This window comes from Methylobacterium sp. DB0501, from assembly GCF_011043735.1.
Lineage (GTDB): Bacteria > Pseudomonadota > Alphaproteobacteria > Rhizobiales > Beijerinckiaceae > Methylobacterium > Methylobacterium alsaeris.
In genome coordinates this window covers 116,700-138,820 of the sequence record NZ_JAAKGV010000012.1, presented here as the reverse complement: position 1 = coordinate 138,820, position 22,121 = coordinate 116,700, and the positions used below count along the sequence as shown (strand labels likewise).

General features: G+C 71.7%; 18 protein-coding genes. 16 read left to right on the top strand and 2 right to left on the bottom strand.

Annotated features, from left to right (window positions below):
* Positions 1–11: 11 nt before the first annotated feature.
* The 7 genes from G4G93_RS18790 (at position 12) to G4G93_RS18760 (ending at position 7,131) form a co-directional block, all read left to right on the top strand.
* Complete coding sequence (locus G4G93_RS18790; RefSeq protein WP_165086243.1) at positions 12–1,634, top strand: ABC transporter substrate-binding protein; 1,623 nt, start codon at positions 12–14, stop codon at positions 1,632–1,634.
* A gap of 84 nt (positions 1,635–1,718) precedes the next feature.
* The gene (locus G4G93_RS18785) at positions 1,719–2,672 is read left to right on the top strand and encodes an ABC transporter permease (RefSeq protein ID WP_165086241.1); all 954 of its coding nucleotides are present in this window, start codon (positions 1,719–1,721) and stop codon (positions 2,670–2,672) included.
* A 4-nt stretch (positions 2,673–2,676) separates the two neighbouring features.
* A complete protein-coding gene (locus tag G4G93_RS18780) occupies positions 2,677–3,591 on the top strand; it encodes an ABC transporter permease (protein ID WP_165086239.1) in 915 nt (304 codons plus the stop codon).
* The gene (locus G4G93_RS18775) at positions 3,588–4,628 is read left to right on the top strand and encodes an ABC transporter ATP-binding protein (RefSeq protein ID WP_312892109.1); all 1,041 of its coding nucleotides are present in this window, start codon (positions 3,588–3,590) and stop codon (positions 4,626–4,628) included. The genes G4G93_RS18780 and G4G93_RS18775 overlap by 4 nt, the downstream gene beginning before the upstream one ends.
* 10 nt (positions 4,629–4,638) lie before the next feature.
* Positions 4,639–5,646: an ABC transporter ATP-binding protein gene (locus G4G93_RS18770; protein WP_165086237.1), complete on the top strand. Its 1,008-nt coding sequence runs from the start codon at positions 4,639–4,641 to the stop codon at positions 5,644–5,646.
* Positions 5,647–5,746: 100 nt separating this feature from the next.
* Complete coding sequence (locus tag G4G93_RS18765; protein ID WP_165086236.1) at positions 5,747–6,079, top strand: (2Fe-2S) ferredoxin domain-containing protein; 333 nt, start codon at positions 5,747–5,749, stop codon at positions 6,077–6,079.
* Positions 6,076–7,131 (top strand): lysylphosphatidylglycerol synthase domain-containing protein, encoded by a 1,056-nt coding sequence (locus G4G93_RS18760; protein ID WP_312892108.1) that lies wholly within the window; start codon positions 6,076–6,078, stop codon positions 7,129–7,131. The genes G4G93_RS18765 and G4G93_RS18760 overlap by 4 nt, the downstream gene beginning before the upstream one ends.
* Positions 7,132–7,218: 87 nt before the next feature.
* On the opposite strand, the gene G4G93_RS18755 is transcribed toward G4G93_RS18760, so the two are convergent.
* Positions 7,219–7,755 carry an ankyrin repeat domain-containing protein gene (locus tag G4G93_RS18755; RefSeq protein WP_165086235.1) on the bottom strand — a complete coding sequence of 179 codons (537 nt, stop codon included), beginning with the start codon at positions 7,753–7,755 and terminating at the stop codon, positions 7,219–7,221.
* Positions 7,756–7,990: 235 nt separating this feature from the next.
* Between G4G93_RS18755 and G4G93_RS18750 the strand changes: the two genes are divergently transcribed.
* From G4G93_RS18750 to G4G93_RS18720, 7 genes are all read left to right on the top strand, one after another.
* A complete protein-coding gene (locus tag G4G93_RS18750) occupies positions 7,991–10,360 on the top strand; it encodes an EAL domain-containing protein (protein WP_165086234.1) in 2,370 nt (789 codons plus the stop codon).
* 96 nt (positions 10,361–10,456) lie between these two features.
* Positions 10,457–12,082 (top strand): alpha-D-glucose phosphate-specific phosphoglucomutase, encoded by a 1,626-nt coding sequence (locus tag G4G93_RS18745; protein WP_165086233.1) that lies wholly within the window; start codon positions 10,457–10,459, stop codon positions 12,080–12,082.
* A gap of 292 nt (positions 12,083–12,374) precedes the next feature.
* Entirely contained in the window at positions 12,375–13,370 is a 996-nt protein-coding gene (locus tag G4G93_RS18740) for an endonuclease domain-containing protein (protein WP_246736872.1), read from the top strand.
* Entirely contained in the window at positions 13,367–14,017 is a 651-nt protein-coding gene (locus G4G93_RS18735) for a hypothetical protein (RefSeq protein WP_165086231.1), read from the top strand. Before G4G93_RS18740 ends, G4G93_RS18735 begins: the two co-directional genes overlap by 4 nt.
* Positions 14,014–17,328 (top strand): ATP-binding protein, encoded by a 3,315-nt coding sequence (locus G4G93_RS18730; RefSeq protein WP_246736871.1) that lies wholly within the window; start codon positions 14,014–14,016, stop codon positions 17,326–17,328. The genes G4G93_RS18735 and G4G93_RS18730 overlap by 4 nt, the downstream gene beginning before the upstream one ends.
* 164 nt (positions 17,329–17,492) lie before the next feature.
* Positions 17,493–18,494 (top strand): PAS domain-containing protein, encoded by a 1,002-nt coding sequence (locus G4G93_RS18725; RefSeq protein ID WP_165086230.1) that lies wholly within the window; start codon positions 17,493–17,495, stop codon positions 18,492–18,494.
* Between the two features lie 171 nt (positions 18,495–18,665).
* On the top strand, positions 18,666–19,706 hold the full coding sequence (locus G4G93_RS18720) for a histidine kinase (protein ID WP_165086229.1): 1,041 nt from the start codon (positions 18,666–18,668) through the stop codon (positions 19,704–19,706).
* A 241-nt stretch (positions 19,707–19,947) separates the two neighbouring features.
* Here G4G93_RS18720 and G4G93_RS18715 read toward each other — a convergent pair whose 3' ends face one another.
* Positions 19,948–20,214 carry a hypothetical protein gene (locus G4G93_RS18715; protein ID WP_165086102.1) on the bottom strand — a complete coding sequence of 89 codons (267 nt, stop codon included), beginning with the start codon at positions 20,212–20,214 and terminating at the stop codon, positions 19,948–19,950.
* Positions 20,215–20,373: 159 nt separating this feature from the next.
* On the opposite strand from G4G93_RS18715, the gene G4G93_RS18710 reads away from it, so the two are divergent.
* Together G4G93_RS18710 and G4G93_RS18705 are read left to right on the top strand one after the other, a co-directional pair.
* The gene (locus G4G93_RS18710; RefSeq protein WP_165086228.1) at positions 20,374–20,511 is read left to right on the top strand and encodes a hypothetical protein; all 138 of its coding nucleotides are present in this window, start codon (positions 20,374–20,376) and stop codon (positions 20,509–20,511) included.
* Positions 20,512–20,846: 335 nt separating this feature from the next.
* Entirely contained in the window at positions 20,847–22,103 is a 1,257-nt protein-coding gene (locus G4G93_RS18705; RefSeq protein WP_165086357.1) for an ABC transporter substrate-binding protein, read from the top strand.
* Positions 22,104–22,121 lie beyond the last annotated feature (18 nt).

Here is a 22,121-nt window from a genome sequence, read left to right as displayed (position 1 = left end):
GATCCTCCACGATGCCGCTGCTAACCCGCCTGCCCCTGCGCCCGTTCGGGCGGACCCTCTCGGGGCTCGCCCTCGCCCTCGCATTGACGGGGACCGCGAGCGCGCAGGGCGTGCTGCGCATCGGCATGACGGCTTCCGACATCCCGCTGACCACCGGCCAGGCCGACAATGGCGGCGAGGGCATGCGCTTCACCGGCTATACGGTGTACGACGCGCTCATCAACTGGGACCTCAGCCGGGCCGACAAGGCCTCCGACCTGACGCCCGGCCTCGCCACCTCCTGGACGATCGACCCGGCGGACAAGACCCGCTGGACCTTCAAGCTCCGCCCCGGCGTCACCTTCCACGACGGCTCGGCCTTCGACGCCAACGCCGTGGTGTGGAACCTCGACAAGCTCCTGAAGTCGGACAGCCCGCAATTCGACCCGCGCCAGTCGGCGCAGGGCCGCACCCGCATCCCGGCCGTGGCATCCTACAAGGCGGTCGACCCGATGACGGTCGAGATCGTCACCAAGAACCCGGACGCCACCTTCCCCTACCAGATCGCCTGGATCCTGATGTCGTCTCCCGCCAACTGGGAGAAGCAGGGCAAGAGCTGGGACGCCGTCGCCAAGGCGCCCTCCGGCACCGGGCCGTGGAAGGTGACCGGCTTTGTACCGCGCGAGCGCCTGGAGCTGGTGCCGAACAAGGACTACTGGGACAAGGGCCGTGTTCCGAAGCTCGATCGCATGGTCCTGGTGCCGCTCCCGGAGGCCAATGCCCGGGTCGCCGCGCTCCGCTCGGGCCAGGTCGACTGGATCGAGGCGCCGGCGCCGGACGCGGTGCCCTCGCTGAAGGCCGCGGGCTTTGCCCTCGTCACCAACCTCTACCCGCATAACTGGACCTGGCACCTGTCGCGAGCCGAGGGCTCGCCGTGGAACGACGTGCGCGTGCGCAAGGCCGCGAACCTCGCCATCGACCGCGAGGGCCTGAAGGAGTTCCTAGGGGGCCTCTCCACCCCGGCGGAGGGCTTCCTCACCCCCGGCCATCCCTGGTTCGGCAAGCCGAGCTTCAAGCTCGCGTATGATCCAGAGGCGGCGAAGAAGCTCCTCAAGGAAGCCGGCTACGGCCCGAACAAGCCGCTCGTCACCAAGGTGCTGATCTCGGCCTCGGGCTCGGGCCAGATGCAGCCGCTGCCGATGAACGAGTTCCTGCAGCAGAACCTCGCGGAGGTCGGCATCAAGGTCGATTACGAGGTCGTGGAGTGGAACACGCTGATCAACATCTGGCGCGCCGGATCGAAGTCCGACAGTGCCCGCGGCGGTACCGCGATGAACTATTCCTACCTGATCCAGGACCCGTTCACCGCCTTCATCCGCCACGCCCAGTGCAACCTGGCGCCGCCCAACGGCACCAACTGGGGCTATTACTGCGACCCGGCGATGGACAAGCTGTTCGACGAGGTCCGCACGACCTTCGAGCCGAAAAACCAGGTCGCAGTCCTGCAGAAGATCCACGAGAAATTCGTGGATGACGCGCTGTTCCTGATGGTCACCCACGACGTCAACCCGCGGGCGATGAGCAAGAAGGTACAGGGCTTCGTCCAGGCCCAGAGCTGGTTCCAGGATTTCTCGCCGATCACCATGGCGAAATGAGCGTCTGACCGATCTCCCGCCCGGCCCGCACCGGGCGGGACCACGACCCCGACAACCGGCGCTGCCTCCAGGATCCTCTCGCTCATGATCCTCTTCATCCTCAAGCGCATCGGCTACGCCGCCCCGGTCGCCCTGGGCGTCAGCCTGGTGTGCTTCCTCCTCGTCCACCTCGCGCCCGGCGATCCCCTGAGCGCGATCCTTCCCGTAGACGCCACCGCCGAGATGCAGACGCAGATGCGGGCGGCCTACGGCTTCGACAAGCCGCTGCCGGTGCAGTACGGCCTGTGGCTCTGGAAGGTGCTGCACGGCGACCTCGGCACCTCGATCGCCACCGGCCGCCCGGTCCTGGCGGAGGTCGGGCGCGCCGTCGGCAACAGCCTGATCCTCGCCTCCGTGGCGACGCTGATCGGCTTCACCTTCGGTACCTTCTTCGGCTTCGTCGCCGGCTATGCCCGCGATTCCTGGCTCGACCGGGTCGCCTCGTCGATCGCGGTGTTCGGGGTCAGCGTGCCGCATTACTGGCTCGGCATCGTGCTGGTGATCGTGTTCTCGGCCACCCTCGGCTGGCTGCCGCCGACCGGCGCGGGGCCGCAGGGGTCGGGCAACTGGGTCCCGGACCTCGAGCACCTGCGCTACATCCTGCTGCCGGCCGTCACCATGTCGGTGATCCCCATGGGGGTGATCTCTCGCACCGTCCGGGCGCTGGTCGGCGACATCCTGCACCAGGACTTCGTGCAGGCCTTGCGCGCCAAGGGCCTGTCGGAGTTCGGCGTCTTCCGCCACGTGGTCAAGAACGCGGCGCCGACCGCGATCGCCATCATGGGGCTGCAACTCGGCTACCTGCTCGGCGGCTCGATCCTGATCGAGACGGTGTTCGCCTGGCCGGGCACCGGCTTCCTCCTCAACGCGGCGATCTTCCAGCGCGACCTGCCGCTGCTCCAGGGCACGATCCTGGTCCTGGCGATGTTCTTCGTCACCCTCAACCTCCTGGTCGACGTGGTGCAGACCGCGCTGGACCCCCGCATCGAGAGGGCCTGACCGCATGTCCATCCAGACCTCGCTCGCCACCGGCGATCCCGTCGCGGCGGTCGCCGCCCCCGAGATCCCGGTCGTCGCCTCGCGCGGCTACTGGGGCAGCGTGCTGCGGCGGCTCGCCCGCGATCCGGTCGCGATGGCGGCGGGCTTCGTGATCCTGGCGATCGTGCTCGCGGCGATCTTCGCACCGCTGATCGCCCCGATGGACCCGTTCAAGGGCTCGATGATCCGGCGCCTGCGCCACGTGGGCGACGCCACCTACTGGCTCGGCTCGGACGAGCTCGGCCGCGACATGCTGACGAGGCTCCTCTATGCCGGCCGCCTGTCGCTGTTCATGGGCGTGCTGCCGGTCGTCATCGCGTTCTTCGTCGGATCGGCCCTGGGGATTCTCGCCGGCTATGCCGGCGGCTGGATCAACACGCTGATCATGCGCGTCGTCGACGTGTTCTTCGCCTTTCCCTCGGTGCTGCTAGCCATCGCGCTGTCGGGCGCGCTGGGGGCCGGCATCCTGAATTCCATCGTGTCGCTCACGGTCGTGTTCGTGCCGCAGATCACCCGCGTGGCGGAAAGCGTCACGGTGCAGATCCGCAACCGCGACTACGTCGAGGCGGCCCGGGTCTCGGGCGCGAACCCGTTCACGGTGGTGCGGGTGCAGGTGCTCGGCAACGTGCTGGGCCCGGTCTTCGTCTACGCCACCAGCCTGATCTCGGTCTCGATGATCCTGGCCTCGGGTCTCTCCTTCCTCGGTCTCGGCGTGAAGCCGCCGGAGCCGGAATGGGGCCTGATGCTCAACACCCTGCGCACCGCGATCTACGTCAACCCGGTCGTCGCGGCGCTCCCCGGCGTGATGATCTTCATCACCTCGATCTCGTTCAACCTGCTGTCGGACGGCCTGCGCTCGGCCATGGAGGTGCGCCAGTGACCGATCTCGATCCCCGCGACCGCGGCGGTCCCGGCCAGCCGCTCCTCACCGTCGACGGCCTCGTGAAGCACTTCGCCGGCAAGGGCAGCCTCTTCGGCAAGGGGCCGGCGGTGCGCGCCGTCGACGGCGTCGACTTCTCGGTGATGAAGGGCGAGACCCTCGGCGTCGTCGGCGAATCCGGCTGCGGCAAGTCGACGACGGCGCGCCTGCTGATGCAGATTTCCCGGCAGGACAAGGGCGACATCGTCTTCGACGGCGAGCTGCTGGGCTCCCGCGCCCTCGACCTGAAGGCCTATCGCCGCCAGGTCCAGATGGTGTTCCAGGATTCCTACGCCTCGCTCAACCCGCGGCTGACGGTCGAGGAATCGGTAGCCTTCGGGCCGAAGGCGCACGGCCTGTCCTCGGCGGCGGCGCTCGCCCGCGCCCACGACCTCCTGCGCCGGGTCGGCCTCGAGCCGCGACGCTTCGGCGGGCGCTACCCGCACGAGGTCTCGGGCGGGCAGCGCCAGCGGGTCAACATCGCCCGGGCCCTGGCCCTGGAGCCCCGCCTGCTCATCCTCGACGAAGCGGTCTCGGCCCTCGACAAGTCGGTGGAGGCGCAGGTGCTGAACCTGCTGACCGACCTCAAGCAGGAATTCGGGCTGACCTACATCTTCATCTCGCACGACCTGAATGTCGTGCGCTTCATGTCCGACCGGGTGATGGTGATGTATCTCGGCCGCGTCGCCGAGATCGGCCCGGCCGACGCGATCCTCGGGGCGCCGCGCCACCCCTACACGGCGGCATTGCTGGCCTCGCAGCCTTCCACCGACCCGGAGGCGCGGCTGGACGAGGCGCCGCTCACCGGCGACCCGCCCAACCCGATCAATCCGCCCCCGGGCTGCCGCTTCCACACCCGCTGCAAGTTCGCCGCGGATGTCTGCCGCACCCGCGAGCCCGGCCTCGCCGCGGTGGCGCCGGCGCATCTCGCGGCCTGCCATCTCGCGGTGCCGGGCTCCGGCCACCCGGATTCGTCCCCGGTCCCGATGGCGGCGTGAGGCTCGACCGATGAACGCACCCGTCCGCGCGAACGATACCGCCTCCTCCGACGCCCTGATCGAGGTCCGCGACCTCACGGTCGATTTCCTCGGCGGGCGAAAGCCGGTCCGGGCGGTCGGCGGGGTCGATTTCTCGATCCGCGCCGGCGAGGCCCTGGCTCTGCTCGGCGAATCGGGCTCGGGCAAGTCCGTGACCCTGCGGGCCCTGATGCGGCTCCTGCCCGAATCCCGTACCCGCATCGGCGGGCATCTCAGGGTCGATGGGCACGACGTGCTCGGGCTGAAGCCCAAGGCCCTCTCTGCCTATCGTGGCGGCACCGTCGCGATGATCTTCCAGGATCCGGGCCTCGCCCTCGATCCGGTCTACCGCATCGGCGACCAGATCGCGGAAGCCGTGATGCGCCACGAGGGCGTCTCCCGCGCCGCCGGGCGGGCCCGCGCCCTGGAGCTGTTCGAGCGCGTCCACATCCCTTCACCGGCCCGCCGCCTCGACGCCTATCCGCACGAGCTGTCGGGCGGGATGCGCCAGCGGGCGATGATCGCGCTGGCACTGGCCTGCCGGCCGAAGGTGCTGCTCGCCGACGAGCCGACCACGGCGCTCGACGCCACGGTGCAGATCCAGATCCTGCTGCTCCTGCGCGAGTTGCAGCGCGACCTCGGGCTGGCGGTGATCTTCGTCACGCACGACGTCGGCGTGGCGGTGCAGGTCGCCGACCGGGTGGCGGTGATGTATGGCGGCCACCTCGTCGAGGTCGGGGCGAGCGGCGCGGTGATCGGAACCCCGGCCCATCCCTACACGCGGGGGCTGCTGGCCTCCCGCATCACCCCGGATTCGCCGAAGGGGGTGCGGCTGGCCACCATCCCGGGCTCGCCTCCGGACCTCGCCGACCCCCCTCCGGGCTGCCCGTTCGAGCCGCGCTGCGGCCTCGTCGTGCCGGCCTGCCGCGAGGGCCTGCCCGCGCGGGTCGCGGTGGCGCCGGGCCACGCCGCGCGCTGCGTCCGGCTCGCCGGGGTCTGACGGCGAGACATCCGACACCGCGTCATGCCGCGTTGCACCCGACCCGGCCGGAGGTTAACTCCGGCGTGAGAGTCGGACGCGAGCGAGAGGCGGGGATGCGGTGAGCAAGGCGCCGGTGACGAAACGCGGGCCCGCGAAGGCGGCGGCTGCCCCCTTCGCCGAGATCGTGATGGTGTGCGCCAAGTGCGCCAAGCGGCAGGGCGTCGGCGCCAAGGCGGTCCGGGGCGGGCTGAAGCGCGCCCTCAAGGCGGACCGCCGCGGCCGCAAGGTCCGGGTGGTCGAGACCGGGTGCCTGGGCCTGTGCCCGAAGCGCAGCCTGACCCTCGCCACCGCCGGCTCCCTCGGCGCCGGCCGGCTGCTGGTGCTGGATCCCGCCCTCGACCCCGCGGCGATGCTCGACGCCCTTCTACCCGTGCGGGCAGAGGGGCCGTGACGGCGCCGACCCTCGCGGCGCGGCCGAGCCTCGGCCGGCGCCTGCTGCGGCGGGTGCCGCTCCTCGGGGCGGCGTTCGGCGTAGGGCTGGCATTGTGGCTCGTCGCCGCCAACGACGTCGGCGCGGTGGCGGATGCTTTCGGGCGGGTCGGGATCCCCGGCATCGTCGCCGTGGTGCTGGTCCGGATCGCGATCATCGCCCTGTGCGGCCTTGCCTGGGACCGCGTCCTCGCCGGGCTCGTGACCGTCGGCACCGGGCCGTTCGTGGTGCTGCGCTTCGTCCGCGAGGGCGTCAACGTGCTTCTGCCGGTCGCCTCGGTCGGCGGCGAGGTGCTGGGCGCGCGCCTCCTCACCTTCTGGGGCGTCACCGGCGCGGCGAGCGCCGCCGGCATCCTGGTCGACATGTTCTTCCAGGTCGTCACCCAGGCCCTGTTCGCGCTGACCGGCGTGGTACTGCTGTCGCAGATCGAGGGCGAGGAGGCGGCGACGCTGGCGGCCTGGTGCACCAAGGGGCTGGTTCTGACCGGCCTCGTGCTGGCCGCCTTCTTCGCGGTGCAGCGCTACGGCGGCGCCGCCTTCGTCGAGCGGCGGGTGACCGCGCTCGCCCGGCGCTTCGCGGCCGAGGGTGCGGCCCCGGCCGGCGGCGGCGTGCAGGCGGCCCTCGACGCGGTCTGGGACCGCCGGCGGTGGCTGCCCTTGAGCCAGGGCGTCCTACTCCACCTCGTCGCCTGGTTCCTCGGCGCGCTCGAGATCTGGATCGCGCTGCGCTGCATCGGCATCGAGGGGGTGACCCTCTCCGAGGCGGTGGTGCTCGAATCCTTGAGCCAGGCGATCAAGTCCGCCGCCTTCCCGGTCCCGAGCGGGCTCGGCGTGCAGGAGGGCGGCTTCGTGCTCCTCGGCGGCCTGTTCGGCATCGATCCGCACACCGCGCTCGCCTTGTCGCTGGTCAAGCGGGTGCCGGACGTGGTGCTGGGCCTGCCGGGGCTGATGGCCTGGCAGACGATCGAGGCGCGCCGCGGGCTGGTGGCGAAGCCGGTGCCGCCGGGAGTTTAGCGGGCGGAAGCCTGCTTGCACGCCGACGTCGATCGAGAGGCGTCGGCCCATGCGCCGGATCGACAGGTCGAGACATCGGACAGGGCCTCACCCCTTGGTCGCCCGCGCCAGCACCTCCGGCGTATCCGGCGCGTTCATCGCCCGGGCGGCGGTCTCGGCGGTGTGGCCGCCGGCGTCGCGGAGGCCCGGATCCGCGCCGCGGGCGAGCAGCGTCTCCACCATCTCGACCCGGTTGAACATCGCCGCGGTCATCAGGGCAGTGCGCCCGTCCGGCCCGGCGCCGTCGATCGCGGCCCCGCCGTCGAGGAGGGCGAGCACCACCGGCATCGTGCCCTTGAAGGCCGCCGCGGCGAGCGGGGTCTGGCCGCGGTCGTTGCCGATCTCCGGGTCGGCCTCGTGCGCCATCAGCACGCCGACCGTCTCGGCGTGGCCGTGATAGGCCGCCAGCATCAGGAGCGTGTCGCCCTTGTCGTTGCGCAGGTTGGGCGGCAGGCCCATCCCGAGCAGCTCGGCCAGCTCCACGTGGTGGCCGAGGCGGGCATACTGGAACACCCGGCCGGCGAAGGCGATCGTGTCCTCGTCCAGCGTCGGCTGCGCTGTCGCGCCCGGCTCGTCGTTCTGCATCGCGCTCGCATCCGTTTCGTCCGTCCGCCGGATATCGGACGGGACGGCCGGCTGCCAAGGGGCGGGGCGCAGGGAGCTGCCGCAGCATGACGTCAGGACATCTTGCGAATAGGAATTAAACCCACGTTCACTACGCTCGCTGGAAAGACCTGGAACGGCGAAGCTGTCGCATGGATGTTAGCCTCTGTTCCGGCACTTACAGAGGCACGGAGAGCCCGAGCGCCAGAGGCAAATTGTGACTGCCCTCTACAATTGCATTGTCGGAAATCACGATCTCAAGTTGGTTTTACTCGCGGCAGTTGTATGCAACCTGGCCGCAGCGACCAGCCTAACGCTCCTCGATCACGCCCGCGTGAGCGACGGCCGGCTGCGCCGGCTCTGGCTCCTCATCGCCGCCATGGCCGGCGGGACCGGGATCTGGGCGACGCATTTCATCGCCATGCTGGCCTTCTCGGCCGGCATTCCCACCGCCTACGATCTCGGCCTGACCGGCCTGTCCCTGGTGATCGGCGTCGTCATGACGGCGGCAGGCTTCTGGATCGCCCTGCGGCCGGGCCTGCCCGGCGCCGCCTGGCTCGGGGGGGCGCAGATCGGTCTCGGCGTCGGCGCCATGCACTTCACCGGCATGGCGGCCTTCGAGGTCGCCGGGCGGGTCATCTGGGATGCCGGCCTGGTGACGGCGGCGCTCGCCGCCGGGGCCGGGCTCGGGAGCCTGGCGCTCGCCGCCACCCTGCGCGACGGCTCGGTCCGGATGAAACTCACCGGGGCGCTCCTGATGGTCGCCGGCATCTGCGGCCTGCACTTCACCGCGATGACCGCCGCCGTGATCGTGCCGGACCCATCGGTCGCCCCGTCCGGCACCGCGGTGCCGGCGGAGATCCTGGCGGTGGCGGTGGCGCTCGCCAGCGTCACGATCCTGGTCCTGGCCTTCGCCGGCCTGTGGCTGCACCTGCGCGACGAGCGCCGGTCGGTCCTCGAAGGCGAGCGGATGCGCGGCCTCGCCAACGCCGCCGTCGAGGGGCTGGTCGTCTGCGACGACGACCGCATCGTCACCGTCAACGACAGCTTCGCCGACCTCGTCGGCCGCCCGGCCGAGGCGCTGACCGGCGCGTCCCTGTCGGACTTCCTGGACGATGCGGCCGCCCCGGGCCCCGCCGAGGCCGAGGCGCCGGAGGCCCAGCTGCGCCGGGCCGACGGCAGCCCGATCCCGGTCGAGGTGATCCGCCGCGTCATCGACTTCGCCGGCCGACCCCACGCCGCGCTCGCGGTCCGCGACCTCCGGGCGCGCAAGCGCGCCGAGGCGCGCATCGCCTACCTCGCCCATCACGACGCCCTCACCGGCGCGCCGAACCGCACCAGCTTCAACGACCGGCTGGCGCAGGAGATCGCGCTCGCCCGCGCCGCCGGCCGGACGCTCGCCGTCCTGTGCGCCGACCTCGACCGCTTCAAGGAGGTCAACGACCTGTTCGGCCACGCCGCCGGCGACGCCCTGCTGCGGACGGTCTGCGCGGCGATCACCGGCGCGCTCGGCCCCGGCCAGATGCTGGCGCGGCTCGGCGGCGACGAGTTCGCCGTCCTGGCGCCGAACCTCGACGCCGCCGCGGCCGAGACCCTGGGCGAGACGATCCTGGCGGCTCTGCGCCGGGCCGAGGCCGGACCGGCCGGGGCGATCGCGGCCGCGAGCCTCGGCATCGCGCTCTTCCCGCATGACGGCGACGATCCCGAGACCCTGATGGTCCAGGCCGACACCGCCCTCTATCGCGCCAAGCAGGAGGGCCGCGGCCGCCTGCGCTTCTACGAGGCGCGGATGGGGCTGCAGGTGCGCGAGCGGCGCCAGATCGAGCACGATCTGCGCCACGCCGTCGAGCGCGGCGAGCTGCGGGTGTTCTACCAGCCCCAGACCCGCATCGACAGCGGCGAGGCGGTCGGCTTCGAGGCGCTGCTGCGCTGGCAGCACCCGGAGCGCGGCACCGTGCCGCCGAACCTGTTCATCCCGATCGCCGAGGAGACCGGGAGCATCCTCGCCATCGGCGAGTGGGTCCTGCGCGAGACCTGCCGCGAGGCGGCCACCTGGGAAAAGCCCCTGCGCATCGCCGTCAACGTCTCGGCGGTGCAGGTCCATGCCCCCGGCTTCTCGGAGCTGGTCCACGAGGTCCTGTTCACCACCGGCCTCTCGCCGGCCCGGCTCGAACTCGAGATCACCGAGACGGCGCTGATCCGCGACCTGCCGCGGGCGCTCGCCACCCTGCGGCGGATCAAGGCGCTGGGGGTGCGGATCGCGATGGACGATTTCGGCACCGGCTACTCGTCGCTGTCGAACCTGCGCGCCTTCCCGTTCGACAAGATCAAGATCGACGCCTCCTTCACCCGCTCGGTCGATTCGAGCGAGCAGGCCGCCACCATCGTGCGCACGGTGCTGGGTCTGGGGCGGGGCCTCGGCCTGCCGGTCCTGGCGGAGGGCGTCGAGACCTCGGCGGAGCTCGCCTTCCTGGGGGCCGAGAACTGCCACGAGGCGCAAGGCTACCTCCTCGGCCGGCCGGCGCCGATCGGCACCTTCCACCACCTCACGGCCGGTACGGCCCCGGCGGCGGAGGATGCAGCGTAAAGCGCGCCTGCGGACTGGCAGGCGGCGGCGCGAGGCGGCATAAGCCGGGCTGGAGGGGCCGTCCGGCCCCGGAAAGCCCTACCGGGACGAGACCCCATGACCGTCAAGGCCGTCGCCACGCAGCCCTTCCCCGACCAGAAGCCCGGTACCTCGGGCCTGCGCAAGAAGGTGCCGGTCTTCCGCCAGCCCCGTTACGTCGAGAACTTCGTGCAGGCAATCGTCGACTGCCTGCCCGACCGGGCCGGCTCCACCCTGGTGGTCGGCGGCGACGGGCGCTTCCTCAACCGCGAGGTGGTGCAGACGACGCTCAGGATCGCGGCAGCCAACGGCTTCTCGCGCATCCTGGTCGGCCGCGGCGGCCTGCTCTCGACCCCGGCAGCCTCCTGCGTGATCCGGAAATACGGCGCGATCGGCGGCGTGGTGCTCTCCGCCAGCCACAACCCGGGCGGGCCCGAGGGCGATTTCGGCATCAAGTTCAACGGCCGCAACGGCGGCCCGGCGCCCGAGCCGGTGACCGAGGCGATCTTTGCCCGCACCAAGGCGATCACCGAGTACCGCATCGTCGAGGCCGCCGACATCGACCTCGACACGCTCGGCGACGTACGCCTCGGCGAGGCCATCGTCACGGTGATCGATCCGGTGGCGGATTACGCCGCGCTGATGGAGACGCTGATCGACTTCCCGGCCGTCGCGGCCCTGTTCCGCTCCGGCTTCCGGATGCGCTTCGACGCGATGAGCGCCGTGACCGGCCCCTACGCCGTGGAGATCCTGGAGCGGCGCCTCGGCGCGCCGGCCGGCACGGTGGTCAATGCTGAGCCGCTGCCCGATTTCGGAGGCCACCACCCGGACCCGAACCCGGTCCACGCCCACGACCTGATGGCGGAGATGACCGGCCCGGACGCCCCCGATTTCGGCGCGGCCTCCGACGGCGACGGCGACCGCAACATGATCGTGGCGCCCCACCTCTTCGTCACCCCGAGCGACAGCCTGGCGATCCTCGCCGCCCACGCCCATCTGGCGCCCGGGTACAAGGATGGACTGTCGGGCGTCGCCCGCTCGATGCCGACGAGCCGCGCCGCCGACCGGGTCGCCGCCGCTCTCGGGATCCCGGCCTTCGAGACCCCGACCGGCTGGAAGTTCTTCGGCAACCTGCTCGATGCCGGGCGGATCACCCTCTGCGGCGAGGAGAGCGCCGGCACCGGCTCGAATCACGTCCGCGAGAAGGACGGGCTCTGGGCGGTGCTGCTCTGGCTCAACCTGCTCGCCGCGACGGGCAAGCCCGCCGACCGGGTGGTGCGCGACCACTGGGGTTTGTTCGGCCGCGACTACTACGCCCGCCACGACTACGAGGAGGTCGAGAGCGCCGCCGCCGAGGGCCTGATGACGGCTCTGCGCGAAAAGCTCGCCGGCCTGCCGGGGCAGCGGATCGGGGACCTCACGGTCGAGGCCGCGGACGACTTCGCCTATACCGACCCGGTCGACGGCTCGGTGACGGCGCGCCAGGGCGTGCGGATCCTGTTCCGCGAGGATGCGCGCGTGGTGTTTCGCCTCTCGGGCACCGGCACCGTCGGGGCGACGCTGCGGGTCTATCTCGAGCGCTTCTCGAAGGACCGCCTCGACGCGCCCACCGCCGAGATGCTGGCCCCGGTCGTGGCCGCGGCCGAGGCGATCGCCGGCATCGCGCAGCGGACCGGCCGGACCGAGCCGTCGGTCGTGACGTAAGCGAGAGGCGCGCCCCGACCGCAAACACTCCCCCTTCCGCGGCGGAGGGTGGCCTGCGAAGCGGGCCGGGAGCGGGGAGCGCGGCGCTGATCCAGCGGCGCCCTCCGTAACGCGTGCGCCCCCTCCGGAAGCGGCGTCCCCTCTTCCGCCCCGCATGACGAAAAGCCCCCTTCCACCGCCGCCGGCCCCACAACCCCCTGGCCAAGGCCGGCAACCTGTGCTGGATATCCCCGGCCAGCAGCCGTGGAACGCACACCGCGTCGTCGGCCAATCCCGGGGATGCGGTCTCGTCTTGCGCAGGTCCGGAGAAAGCACAGCCACCGGGCGGCTCCGCCTGACGCCGAACGCGTTCGCGGAGCGCGTCGCCGGGCTCGGGCCCGGGGAGCGGCTGGCGGTGATCGGCCTCACCCGCGACGATGTCGGCGCGGTGCTGGCGGCGGGCGAGATCGGGCGGGGCGTGCTGCTCGTCGCCGCCGGGGACCTGCGCCACGCCCGGGGCGTGATCGACCGCCTGCTCGACGACCTCGCCGAGCTGGCCCTCGCCCGCTGGCCGGACTGGCCGGGTCGGGACGGGACCGCGCCCGGCACCTCCGGCCCCTGGCTCAAGGCCGCGGCGGCGTTCGCGGCGGCCGGGCAGCCGCCTCGGTTCCGGCGGGCGGCGCCGGCGCTCGAATTCGGGCAGCTGCTGCAGGCGGTGGATCCCGGCAGCGTGATCCTGGTGGCGGAGGTCGATCCGGCGGCGCCGGCCCAGGCCGCCCCGGTGATCGAGGCGTTGGAATGGTGTGCCGGGCACGGCGCCGCCTGCATCCTGGCTTTGCCGGCGCCGCCCCCCGATGCCCCGCCCTACGACCGCATCCTCTACGGCGCCTGCGAGATCGGCCGCTCCCCGAGCCCTGCGGCCGCGCGCTTCATCCCGTCGCGCTCGCGGGCGCACCCGGCCAGCCCGAGCGAGCAACGGATCGAGGCGGCGCTCGCGCGGGACCCGGAGCTCGCCGGCCTGTTCGTCGGCAACGAAGTGGTGCGGGTGGAGGGCGACGGCCGGCAACCGCGGGTCGACCTCCTGTGCCGTGAGCACCGCGTCGTCGTCGAGATCGACGGGCCGGAGCACCAGGGCAACCCGAAATTCGGCCAGGACCGTCACCGCGACTACGAGTTGCTGGTCGCCGGCTACCTCGTGCTGCGCCTCACCAACGAACAGGTCGCGGACGACCTGCCCCTCGCGGTCGAGAAGATCCGTCGGGTCGTCCGGCTGCGCCGTCCCGTTCCCGCCGGAGACCCGATTCGATGAGCGAGACGCCGACGCCGGCTCAGGCGCTGATCCTCTGGCGCCTGCTCGGCCGGCATGGCACCGCCCTCAACAGCGAGATCGCGCCGAAGAAGCCCGCGCGTGACGCCCTGGTGAGGGCCGGGCTGCTCGCGGTCGAGAAGGAGGGCCGCTCCTCGCGCCTGACCGTGACCGACAAGGGCTGGCACTGGGCCGGCGGCCACCTGCGCGATCCCCTGCCCCCGCCCCAGCGGGTGCTGCAGGACTGGCTGACGCGCCTCCACCACCACCTCGACGCCACCGGTGCGACCCTCGCCGAGTTCGTCGGCCCCGCCCCCGAGCGGGCGCCGCCGGAGAAGACGACCCGATCGTCCGCTTCGAGGGCGCCCCGCGGGCCGACGCCGCGCCGGCTCCGTGCCCGGATCGAGGCGGCCTACCTCGCCTGCACCGGTGGGCAGACAGCGAGGCCCGTGCGCCTCAGCGCCCTGCGGGCCGCGCTCTCCGACCTCGACCGCGCCACCGTCGATGCCGGGCTGGCGGCGATCCTGCGCCGCGACGAGACGATGCGGCTCACCCGGATCAGCGATCCGAAGGCCCTCGACGCCGCCGAGCGCGCGGCCGCCTTCAGCCCGGCCGGCGAACCTTTCCACGAGATCTGGATCCAGGCATGAGCGATCCTGGCATGAACGACGCCCTCGACGCCCTGCGCCGCGTCAACTTCGACTGGGTGCGGACCCTCGACAGCGTCTGGCTCGACGCCGAGCCGACCGGCGCCCCCAACGAGGCCCTGATCCCCAAGATCCTCGACGCGCTCCATGCCCAGGGTGCGGGCGCCCGCCCCCGCGGCCGGGTGCTGGTCGGCGAGCCGGGCATCGGCAAGACCCATCTCGTCGGCCAGATCCGGGGCGAGGTCTGGGCGACCGGCGGCTGGTTCGTGCTCCTCGACGTGCTCGGGCTCACCGATTTCTGGCGCAGCGCGGCGCTGAGCTACCTCACCGCCATGATGCATCCGATGCCGGACGGGCGGCGCCAGTCCGACGCGGTGCTGGCCGGGGTCGCCCGCCGCTTCCGGGTCGAGGAGCAGGTCGAGCAGGCGTTCAATACGCCCAACATCGACACGAGGCGGATCGTCGACCTCCTCGTCCGGGCGCTGATGCACGTCGATACGGGCCGGGCGCTCAAGCACCAGGACGTCTTTCGCGCGCTGTGCCTGCTGCGCTCGCAGGACCTCGCCGCCGTCGGGCTCGCCCATGCCTGGCTCCAGGGCTACGAGGCCGATCCGGCCGCCCGCGCCGGCCTCGGCTTCACGACGCCGCCTCCCGCCCCGATCGACCTGGTGCGCGGCATGGCCTGGATCATGGGACTCAGCGGCCCGACCCTCGTCGCCGTCGACCAGATCGACGGCGTGGTCGACGCGACCCGCCTGAGCCTCGACGACGATTTCGACGCCGGTCCCGGCCTCGCCGAGATGCTGGCGGCGGGCCTGATGGAGCTGCATGACGGCGCCGGCCGGGGCATGACCTTGGTCACTTGCCTGAGCGATTCCTGGCACCGGCTGCAAGAGCGCGGGCTGAAATCCGCCTTCGATCGCTTCGACCCACCCCTCATTTTGGAAGGCCTGAACGAGGCGGCCGCGGCCGCGGCACTCATTCGCAGCCGGCTCGCCCCCGCCTATGCCGATGCCGGCTTCGCACCGCCCTTCCCGACCTGGCCGTTCAGCGAGGCGGCGATCCGGGCCGCCTCCGACGCCGCGATGCGGCCGCGCACGCTGCTGATGCGCTGCGACGCCTTCCGCCGCGACTGCCTGGCGCAGGAGAGGGTGGCTCTCTGCCACGACCTCGTGGAGCCCGGCCTCACGCCGCCGCCGCACGCGGCCGAGCCGCCCTTCGACCTCGACGCCGAGCGCCGCGTCGCCGACATCTCCGGCATCCTCGACGACGAGGAGGGCGGGCTCGGCGAGCTGCTGCGGGCCGCCTTCGACCTCTATGCCCTCGAGGACGATCCCGACGACGCCGTCGACGTGGTGAGCAAGGGCGAGCCGGAGCAGCGCCTGCCGCCGCTGCATGGACGGCTGACCTTCCTCCACCGCGACGAGAACGACCGCGAGCGTCACGTCTGCTACCGCGCGCTGCTCCAGGCGCACCCGATCGCCTTCCAGGCCCGCCTGCGGGCGGCGCTGACCGCGTCGGGCATCTCGACGAAGATCCCGGGGCGCGAATTGCTGCTGGTGCGCCGCGGACCCGTGCCGGCCGGGGCCAAGACCGACGCCCTGGTCGACCGGTTCCTGGCCGCCGGCGGCAAGCTGATCGACCCGTCGGACGACGACCTGCGCACCTTCGTCGCCCTGCGCAGCTTGCGCGACCGGGCGATCCGGGACGGGAAGATGGACCGGTTCGAGCGCTGGATGCGCGACACCCTGCCGGTGCGCGGGACCCGGTTCTTCCGCGAAGCGGGCCTGCCGGGGGACGGGACGGCGGCGGAGCCGGCGCATCCGCGGCGCGGGCGCGTGCCCCTGCCGCCGCTGCCGCCCCGGCAGCCGAGGATGGCGGCCGATCCGGCCCCCGCCCACCCCGACGAGCCGGCAGCCCCCGCTCTGCGGAGCGGGCCGGAGACCCGCACGGCCGCGACCCGCGCCTTGGAGGCGCGCCCGGCCGAGGCCTCCGCGGCATCCCGACCGGCCGCACGACCGCACGCCGAGGTCGCGTCTCCCGTGCCCCCGCCGCCCGCCGCGGCGCCGTCCGCCCTCGCCCCGGCTCCCGACGCCATCCCGGTCGGCCACCGCCTCGCCCCGGACGCGCCGCCGGTCGCCCTGCCGCTGCGGCTGCTGCCCCGCCACACCGCGATCATCGCCGGCTCCGGCTCGGGCAAGACCGTGCTGCTGCGCCGCCTGGTCGAGGAGGCGGCGCTCGCCGGTATCCCGGCGATCGTGGTCGATCCGAACAACGACCTGTCGCGCCTCGGCGATCCCTGGCCGGAGCGGCCGGAGCGGTTCACCCCGGAGGACGACCGCAAGGCGGCGCGTTACGCCGAGCGGGTCGAGGTGGTGGTGTGGACGCCGGGGCTGCATGCCGGCAACCCGCTCTTCCTGTCGGTGATGCCGGACCTCGCGGCCAGCGACGACCGCGACGAGCGGGCGCAGGCGATCGAGATGGCGGCCGAGACCCTGGGACCGCTCGCCGGCGCCACCAGGACGCTTCAGCGCGGCGTGCTGGCCGATGCCCTGCGGGCCTTCGCGGCCCGGGACGGCGGCACGCTCGCCCATTTCACCGGCCTGCTCGCCGACCTGCCGGACGGCATCAGCCAGATCGGCAACGCCCAGAAACTCGCCGCCGCCATGGCGGACCAGCTCCTGGCGGCGGTCGCCACCAACCCGCTCCTGCGGGTCGAGGGAGCGGTACTCGATCCCGCCCGGCTGTTCCACGGCCCGGACCCGAGCCGCACCCGGATCTCGGTCGTCAACCTGTCGGGCCTCGCCTCGGAAGCGGCGCGGGAGGACTTCGTCAACCGGCTGCAGATGGCGTTGTTCGGCTGGATCAAGGCGCATCCGGCGCCCCGCGGCCTGCTCTACGTCGTCGACGAGGCGCAGACCTTCCTGCCCTCGGGGCGCACGCCGCCGAGCCTCGGCAGCGGCATCAAGCTGGTGGCGCAGGGGCGCAAATACGGCCTCGGCATGATCGTGGCGACGCAGGTACCGAAGGGCATCCACAACCAGATCGTGTCGAACTGCACCACCCAGTTCTTCGGCCGCCAGAGCGCTCCGGCCACGATCGCGGCGGCGCAGGAGATCATGGCGGCGAGCGGCGGGGCGGCACCCGACATCGGCCGGCTCGGCGCGGGCGAGTTCTACTTCGCCACCGAGGGCTCGGGGAAGCCGGCCAAGCTGCGCACGCCGCTCTGCCTCAGCCACCACCCGGTGAATCCACCGACGCCCGAGCAGGTCGCCGCCCGGGCCCGAGCCTCCGCATTCGCCGACGGCAAATGATCGCTCCGGCCGCTCCCCGCGGGAGCGGCCCCTCTAACGGTGAGATCGACTAACGGGTGCCTTGAGCCGACGACGAAATCTCATAAGGTCGGACGTCGCAACTCAAAAGGTCGATCGTCGCGCGTATGGATTCTGCGACCCGGAATATATTCTCAAACAATTTGATGTATACGGTCGAGGAGTGCGGCTTCGCAGGGAGCTGGCACTGGTCGTTCGAATCGGGCGAGCAACGCTGGTCGCCGGGTCTCTTCCGGCTCCTCGGGCTCAGGTCGGACCTGGCCCCCCCCTCCTACGGTCTCTTCCTCGACCTCGTGCATCCGGAAGACCAGGCGCAGATGGCCTCTCCGGGCATGGTCGCGCAGGGGGTTGTCCTGCCGCAGGCGATCGTGCGGGTGATCCGGCCCTCCGGCGAGATGCGCACCCTCTCGGTCCTGTCCGAGCTGCACGTTTCCCCGGAGGGCCGGCCCCTCGCGGTGAACGGGGTCGCCCTCGACGTCACCGACCGCGAGCGACTGCGGCAGCTGCAGCTCGCCGACGAGCGCCGACGCCAGGCGCTCTACCTGACCTCCTACACGGCCTCGTTCTTCGTCGGCCCGGACCTCGTCCACGAATTTCCCGCCGAGGTGGCGCAGGTCCACGGCCTGTCCCAGGACGAGCTTCAGGTCGATCCGTTCCTCATGGTCGTGCCGGATGAGCGCGCCGCCCTGCGTGACCGCGGCTGGGAGCGCCATGACCGCCGCTTGCATTTCCAGGCGATCTCGCGCGAGCGCCTCGCCAGCGGCGAGCTCGTCCGGTTCCGCCTCCTCGGCGTCCCGGTCTGGAGCAGCACCGGGGATTACGTCGGATGGGCCGGGATGAAGTATCCGATCCACGCCTCCGGCGTGCCCGGAACCGCGATCGGCGCCTTCGCGGATAACGGCGTGCGGCTCGGCCTCGAGCAATCGGTGCGGGGCCAGCACCTGCGCGCGGCGCGCGGCCTGCTCGCGTGGTCGATGTCGACGCTGGCCGAAGCGGGCGGCCTGTCGCTCTCGACGGTGCGGCGCCTGGAGGAGGAGGCGGAGGGCCAGGGCTCCCGCTCCCGCCACAAGGCGGTGGATGCCCTGCGCAAGGCCGGGATCCGCTTCATCGCCATGGAGGACGGCTCGATCGCCGTGGCGAAGATGTGAACGGCGAAGTCGAGCCGCCCCGACCGCCCTGCGCGCGACGACGATCGCGGATTCGTGGCTCGTCCTAACCGTGAGATGCAGCCGGGACGGCTCGCGGGCCGGGCCGAATGGTCTAGGGAGGGGGCGGGATCGACCGTCCCGGATGAATCGATCGTTCCGAACGTCTCACGCATGAATGCCGCCGACCTGAAGTCCTGCTCCGCGACCTTCCTGCATCTGATCGAGGAATGTGGATTTGCCGGATTCTGGAGCTGGTCCTTCGCCTCCGGCGAGCAGCGTTGGTCACCCGGCCTGTTTCGGCTCCTCGGGCTGAATCCGTCCGGCGGAACGGCGAGCTACGACCTGCTCGTCGACCTGCTGCATCCCGAGGACCGGATGAGGCTGGCGAGCCCGGGCGAGGTCGTGCAGGGCTACGTACCGCCGACGGCCGTCGTCCGGCTGATCCGTCCGAGCGGCGAGCTGCGCCATGTGTCGATCCTGTCCGAGCTGCGCGTCTCGCCGGAGGGCCGGCCGCTCGCGGTGAGCGGGATCGTCCTCGACGTCACCGAGCAGGAACGGTTGCGGCGGATGCAGGCGGCCGAGCAGCGCCGGCGCCACGCCCTCTACCTGAGCACCTATACCTCGACCTACGCGGTGAGCGCGGACCGCCTCCACGACTTTCCCGCCGAGGTGGCGCGGGTGCACGGCCTGCCCCTGCACGAGATCAACACGGATCCGTTCATCATGGTCCTGCCCGAGGAGCGCGCGGCGTTCCGCGACCGGGCCATGAGCGTCCATGACCCGCAGGTGCGGTTCCAGGGGACCTCGCGCGAGCGCTTGGCCACCGGCGAGGTCTGGCGTTTCCGCATCATCGGGATTCCGCTCTGGGACGGGGCGGGGCGCTACATCGGCCGGGCGGGGATGAAGTACCCGGTCCACGAGTCCGGGGAGCCGGTCCACGCGAGCGGAGCGCCGGAGGACGGCCGGGTGCGCCGGGCCCTCGAACAGGGCGTGCGGGCGCGGCACCTGCGGGCGGCGCGGGCAATGCTCGACTGGTCCATGGCGGCGCTTGCCGCGGCGAGCGGCCTGTCGCTCTCGACGGTGCGGCGCCTCGAGGACGATGCCGAGGGGAAGATCGACGAATCCCGCCACAAGGCGGTGGCGGCCCTGCGCCGGGGCGGCATCCGCTTCATCGCGATGGATGACGGGTCGTTGGCCCTCGCCCGGGCTTGAGAGCCCGAGCGAGGGAACGGGGCGGGATGCACCCCGTCGCTCCGGATGCTCTGAGAGCATTTTCCAACGAAGCGGAAACCGGTTCGTCGCGGACGATGCGGCAAGATCGAAGATCCAGAGCAGCGTTCGATGGCAACGCGATCGGGCGCTAATCCAAGTGGATTTTGCAAAATCGGTTGCCGATCCTGCGACGAACAAGGGTCTGAGCGGACGAAGCGTTGCTCTACCGACGCAAGTCCGCTCAGCGGGCCCGGTTGGCCGGGCTCGTCGCCGCGGCGTTGCCGCCGCTGTGGCTCGGCAGGTCGTCGGTGCGGGTGGTGGCGCCGGGCGCGGCCGGCATCACCGTGCCGGTGGTCATGCCGCGCTCGGGCATGCCCTTCTCGGCGTTGCTCTTCACGCTGCCGGGATTGTTCATGTTGTTCTCGGCCGAGCCGGGAACGCCGGTCTGGGCCAGGGCGGCGCCCGTCATCGCGACGGTGGCGGCGAGGGCGAGCAGGGTCGAACGCATGGCTTGTGTCCTTCTCCGAGGTGTCGTGAGGCGGCAACGCGCGGCGGTCCGGCCAAGGTCCCCACTTTCCACACATCGCGTCCCTTGCCGCCCATCGCACATGTTCCTATTTTGTTCTCGACGACGACCATCGACGGCGACGAGGAACGGAGACGCGCGATGCAGCACTCACCCGATCGCGACGAGGATGCGGGCGAGACCGCGCGCATCGAGCAGGCGGCCTGGATCGCCGCGATGATCGAGGCCGAGCGCGAGCGCGCCCTCGACGCCTGGCTCGCCCGCGAGGCCGGCTTCTAGACCCGGAATGCCTTGGGGCCGTGCCCGGTCGCGTTACGACCGGACGCTACCCCGGGTTTTTGCCTGGGTTCTCGATTGTGCGGCATTACCAGCGGCGAACCGGCATCCACGTCGCCGGACAATGCTCCGACGGGCGCGCGATTGCACGCTCGTGCGACAGACGCCGCCCGGATTTTCCGCAGACTTGACCCTTGCGTCCCGGCACGAGGCAAGTATCGTGGATCTCTATCGTTCGTAGACGAACGAAACTGCATTCCGGCGGCTCAGAGTCGCGCCGGGACCGGACGGAGGTTCTCGCCATGTCGACCCGCGACGAGACGTCGACCCGCGATGAGATGTCGACCCGCAACGGGACGTTGCTGCCTCCGTCGCGCCGCACGGTTCTCGGCGGCCTCGCTGCCGCCCCCTTGAGCCTCGCGGCGTCCCGGGCGCCGGCTCAGGGCGCTGGACAGGGAACGGGGCCGATCCGGATCGGCGAGCTGAATTCCTACGGGCGCATGGCCGCCTTCGCGGTACCCTACCGCAATGCCATGCAGCTTGCCCAGGATACCGTCAACAAGGCCGGCGGCATCAAGGCGCTCGGCGGCCGCCCGATCGAGATCGTGTTTCGCGACGACGGCTCGACGCCGGGCGACGCGACCCGTGTCGCCGAGGAGCTGCTGACGCGCGAGAACGTCGCCTTCCTGTGCGGCACCTTCCTGTCCAACGTGGGCCTCGCGGTGGCGGATTTCGCCAACCAGCGCAAGGCCCTGTTCCTCGCCACCGAGCCGCTGACCGACGCGCTCACCATGGGCAGCGGCAACCGGTACACCTTCCGGGTGCGACCCAACACCTACATGCAGACCCGCATGCTGGTGGAGGCGGTGAAGGACCGCGGCGTCAAGCGCTGGGCGATCGTGGCGCCGAACTACGAGTACGGCCAGTCGGCCGCCGCCAACTTCAAGCGCCTGATGGCTGCCGCCGTGCCGGGCTTCGAGGTGGTGGGCGAGCAATTCCCGGCTTTGGGCAAGGTCGATGCCGGCGCCACCGTCGGCGCCCTGTCGCAGATGAAGGCCGACGGCCTGTTCAACGTGCTGTTCGGCGCCGACCTCACGGCCTTCGTGCGCGAGGGCAACACCCGCGGCCTGTTCGAGAAGCGCACCGTCGCGAGCCTGCTCACCGGCGAGCCGGAATACATGATCCCGCTCGGCGACGAGACGCCGGAGGGCTGGGTCACCACCGGCTATCCCTGGGAGACCATCGACACCAACGGCCACAAGGAGTTCGTGACCGCCTACCGGGCCCGGTTCAACGACACGCCGCGCCTCGGCTCGCTCCTCGGCTACGTCGTCGTCGGCATGATCCGCGACATGCTGGAGAAGGCCGGCTCGACCGAGACCGAGGCGATGATCGCGGCGCTGGAAGGCCTGACCTCGCAGACCATCGCCGGCCCGGTGACGATGCGGGCGCTCGACCATCAGTCGACGCTCGGCGCCTGGATCGGCGAGACGGCGCTGAACGGCCGCCAGGGCACGATGAAGAATGTGCGCTACGCCGACGGGGCGAACTACATGTTCCCCGAGGCCGAGGTGAAGGCGGCCCGCAAGGCCTGATCTCCCGACACGCGCCGG

What these genes read in the sequence shown, in the direction of transcription:
- G4G93_RS18735 (WP_165086231.1), top strand. Translation starts at nt 13,367, where the DNA reads ATGAGCGAGACGCCGACGCCGGCTCAGGCGCTGATCCTCTGGCGCCTG.
- G4G93_RS18725 (WP_165086230.1), top strand. Translation starts at nt 17,493, where the DNA reads ATGTATACGGTCGAGGAGTGCGGCTTCGCAGGGAGCTGGCACTGGTCG.
- G4G93_RS18790 (WP_165086243.1), top strand. Translation starts at nt 12, where the DNA reads ATGCCGCTGCTAACCCGCCTGCCCCTGCGCCCGTTCGGGCGGACCCTC.
- G4G93_RS18755 (WP_165086235.1), bottom strand. Translation starts at nt 7,755, where the DNA reads ATGCAGAACGACGAGCCGGGCGCGACAGCGCAGCCGACGCTGGACGAG.
- G4G93_RS18780 (WP_165086239.1), top strand. Translation starts at nt 2,677, where the DNA reads ATGTCCATCCAGACCTCGCTCGCCACCGGCGATCCCGTCGCGGCGGTC.
- G4G93_RS18710 (WP_165086228.1), top strand. Translation starts at nt 20,374, where the DNA reads ATGCAGCACTCACCCGATCGCGACGAGGATGCGGGCGAGACCGCGCGC.
- G4G93_RS18730 (WP_246736871.1), top strand. Translation starts at nt 14,014, where the DNA reads ATGAGCGATCCTGGCATGAACGACGCCCTCGACGCCCTGCGCCGCGTC.
- G4G93_RS18715 (WP_165086102.1), bottom strand. Translation starts at nt 20,214, where the DNA reads ATGCGTTCGACCCTGCTCGCCCTCGCCGCCACCGTCGCGATGACGGGC.
- G4G93_RS18770 (WP_165086237.1), top strand. Translation starts at nt 4,639, where the DNA reads ATGAACGCACCCGTCCGCGCGAACGATACCGCCTCCTCCGACGCCCTG.
- G4G93_RS18720 (WP_165086229.1), top strand. Translation starts at nt 18,666, where the DNA reads ATGAATGCCGCCGACCTGAAGTCCTGCTCCGCGACCTTCCTGCATCTG.
- G4G93_RS18745 (WP_165086233.1), top strand. Translation starts at nt 10,457, where the DNA reads ATGACCGTCAAGGCCGTCGCCACGCAGCCCTTCCCCGACCAGAAGCCC.
- G4G93_RS18705 (WP_165086357.1), top strand. Translation starts at nt 20,847, where the DNA reads ATGTCGACCCGCAACGGGACGTTGCTGCCTCCGTCGCGCCGCACGGTT.
- G4G93_RS18785 (WP_165086241.1), top strand. Translation starts at nt 1,719, where the DNA reads ATGATCCTCTTCATCCTCAAGCGCATCGGCTACGCCGCCCCGGTCGCC.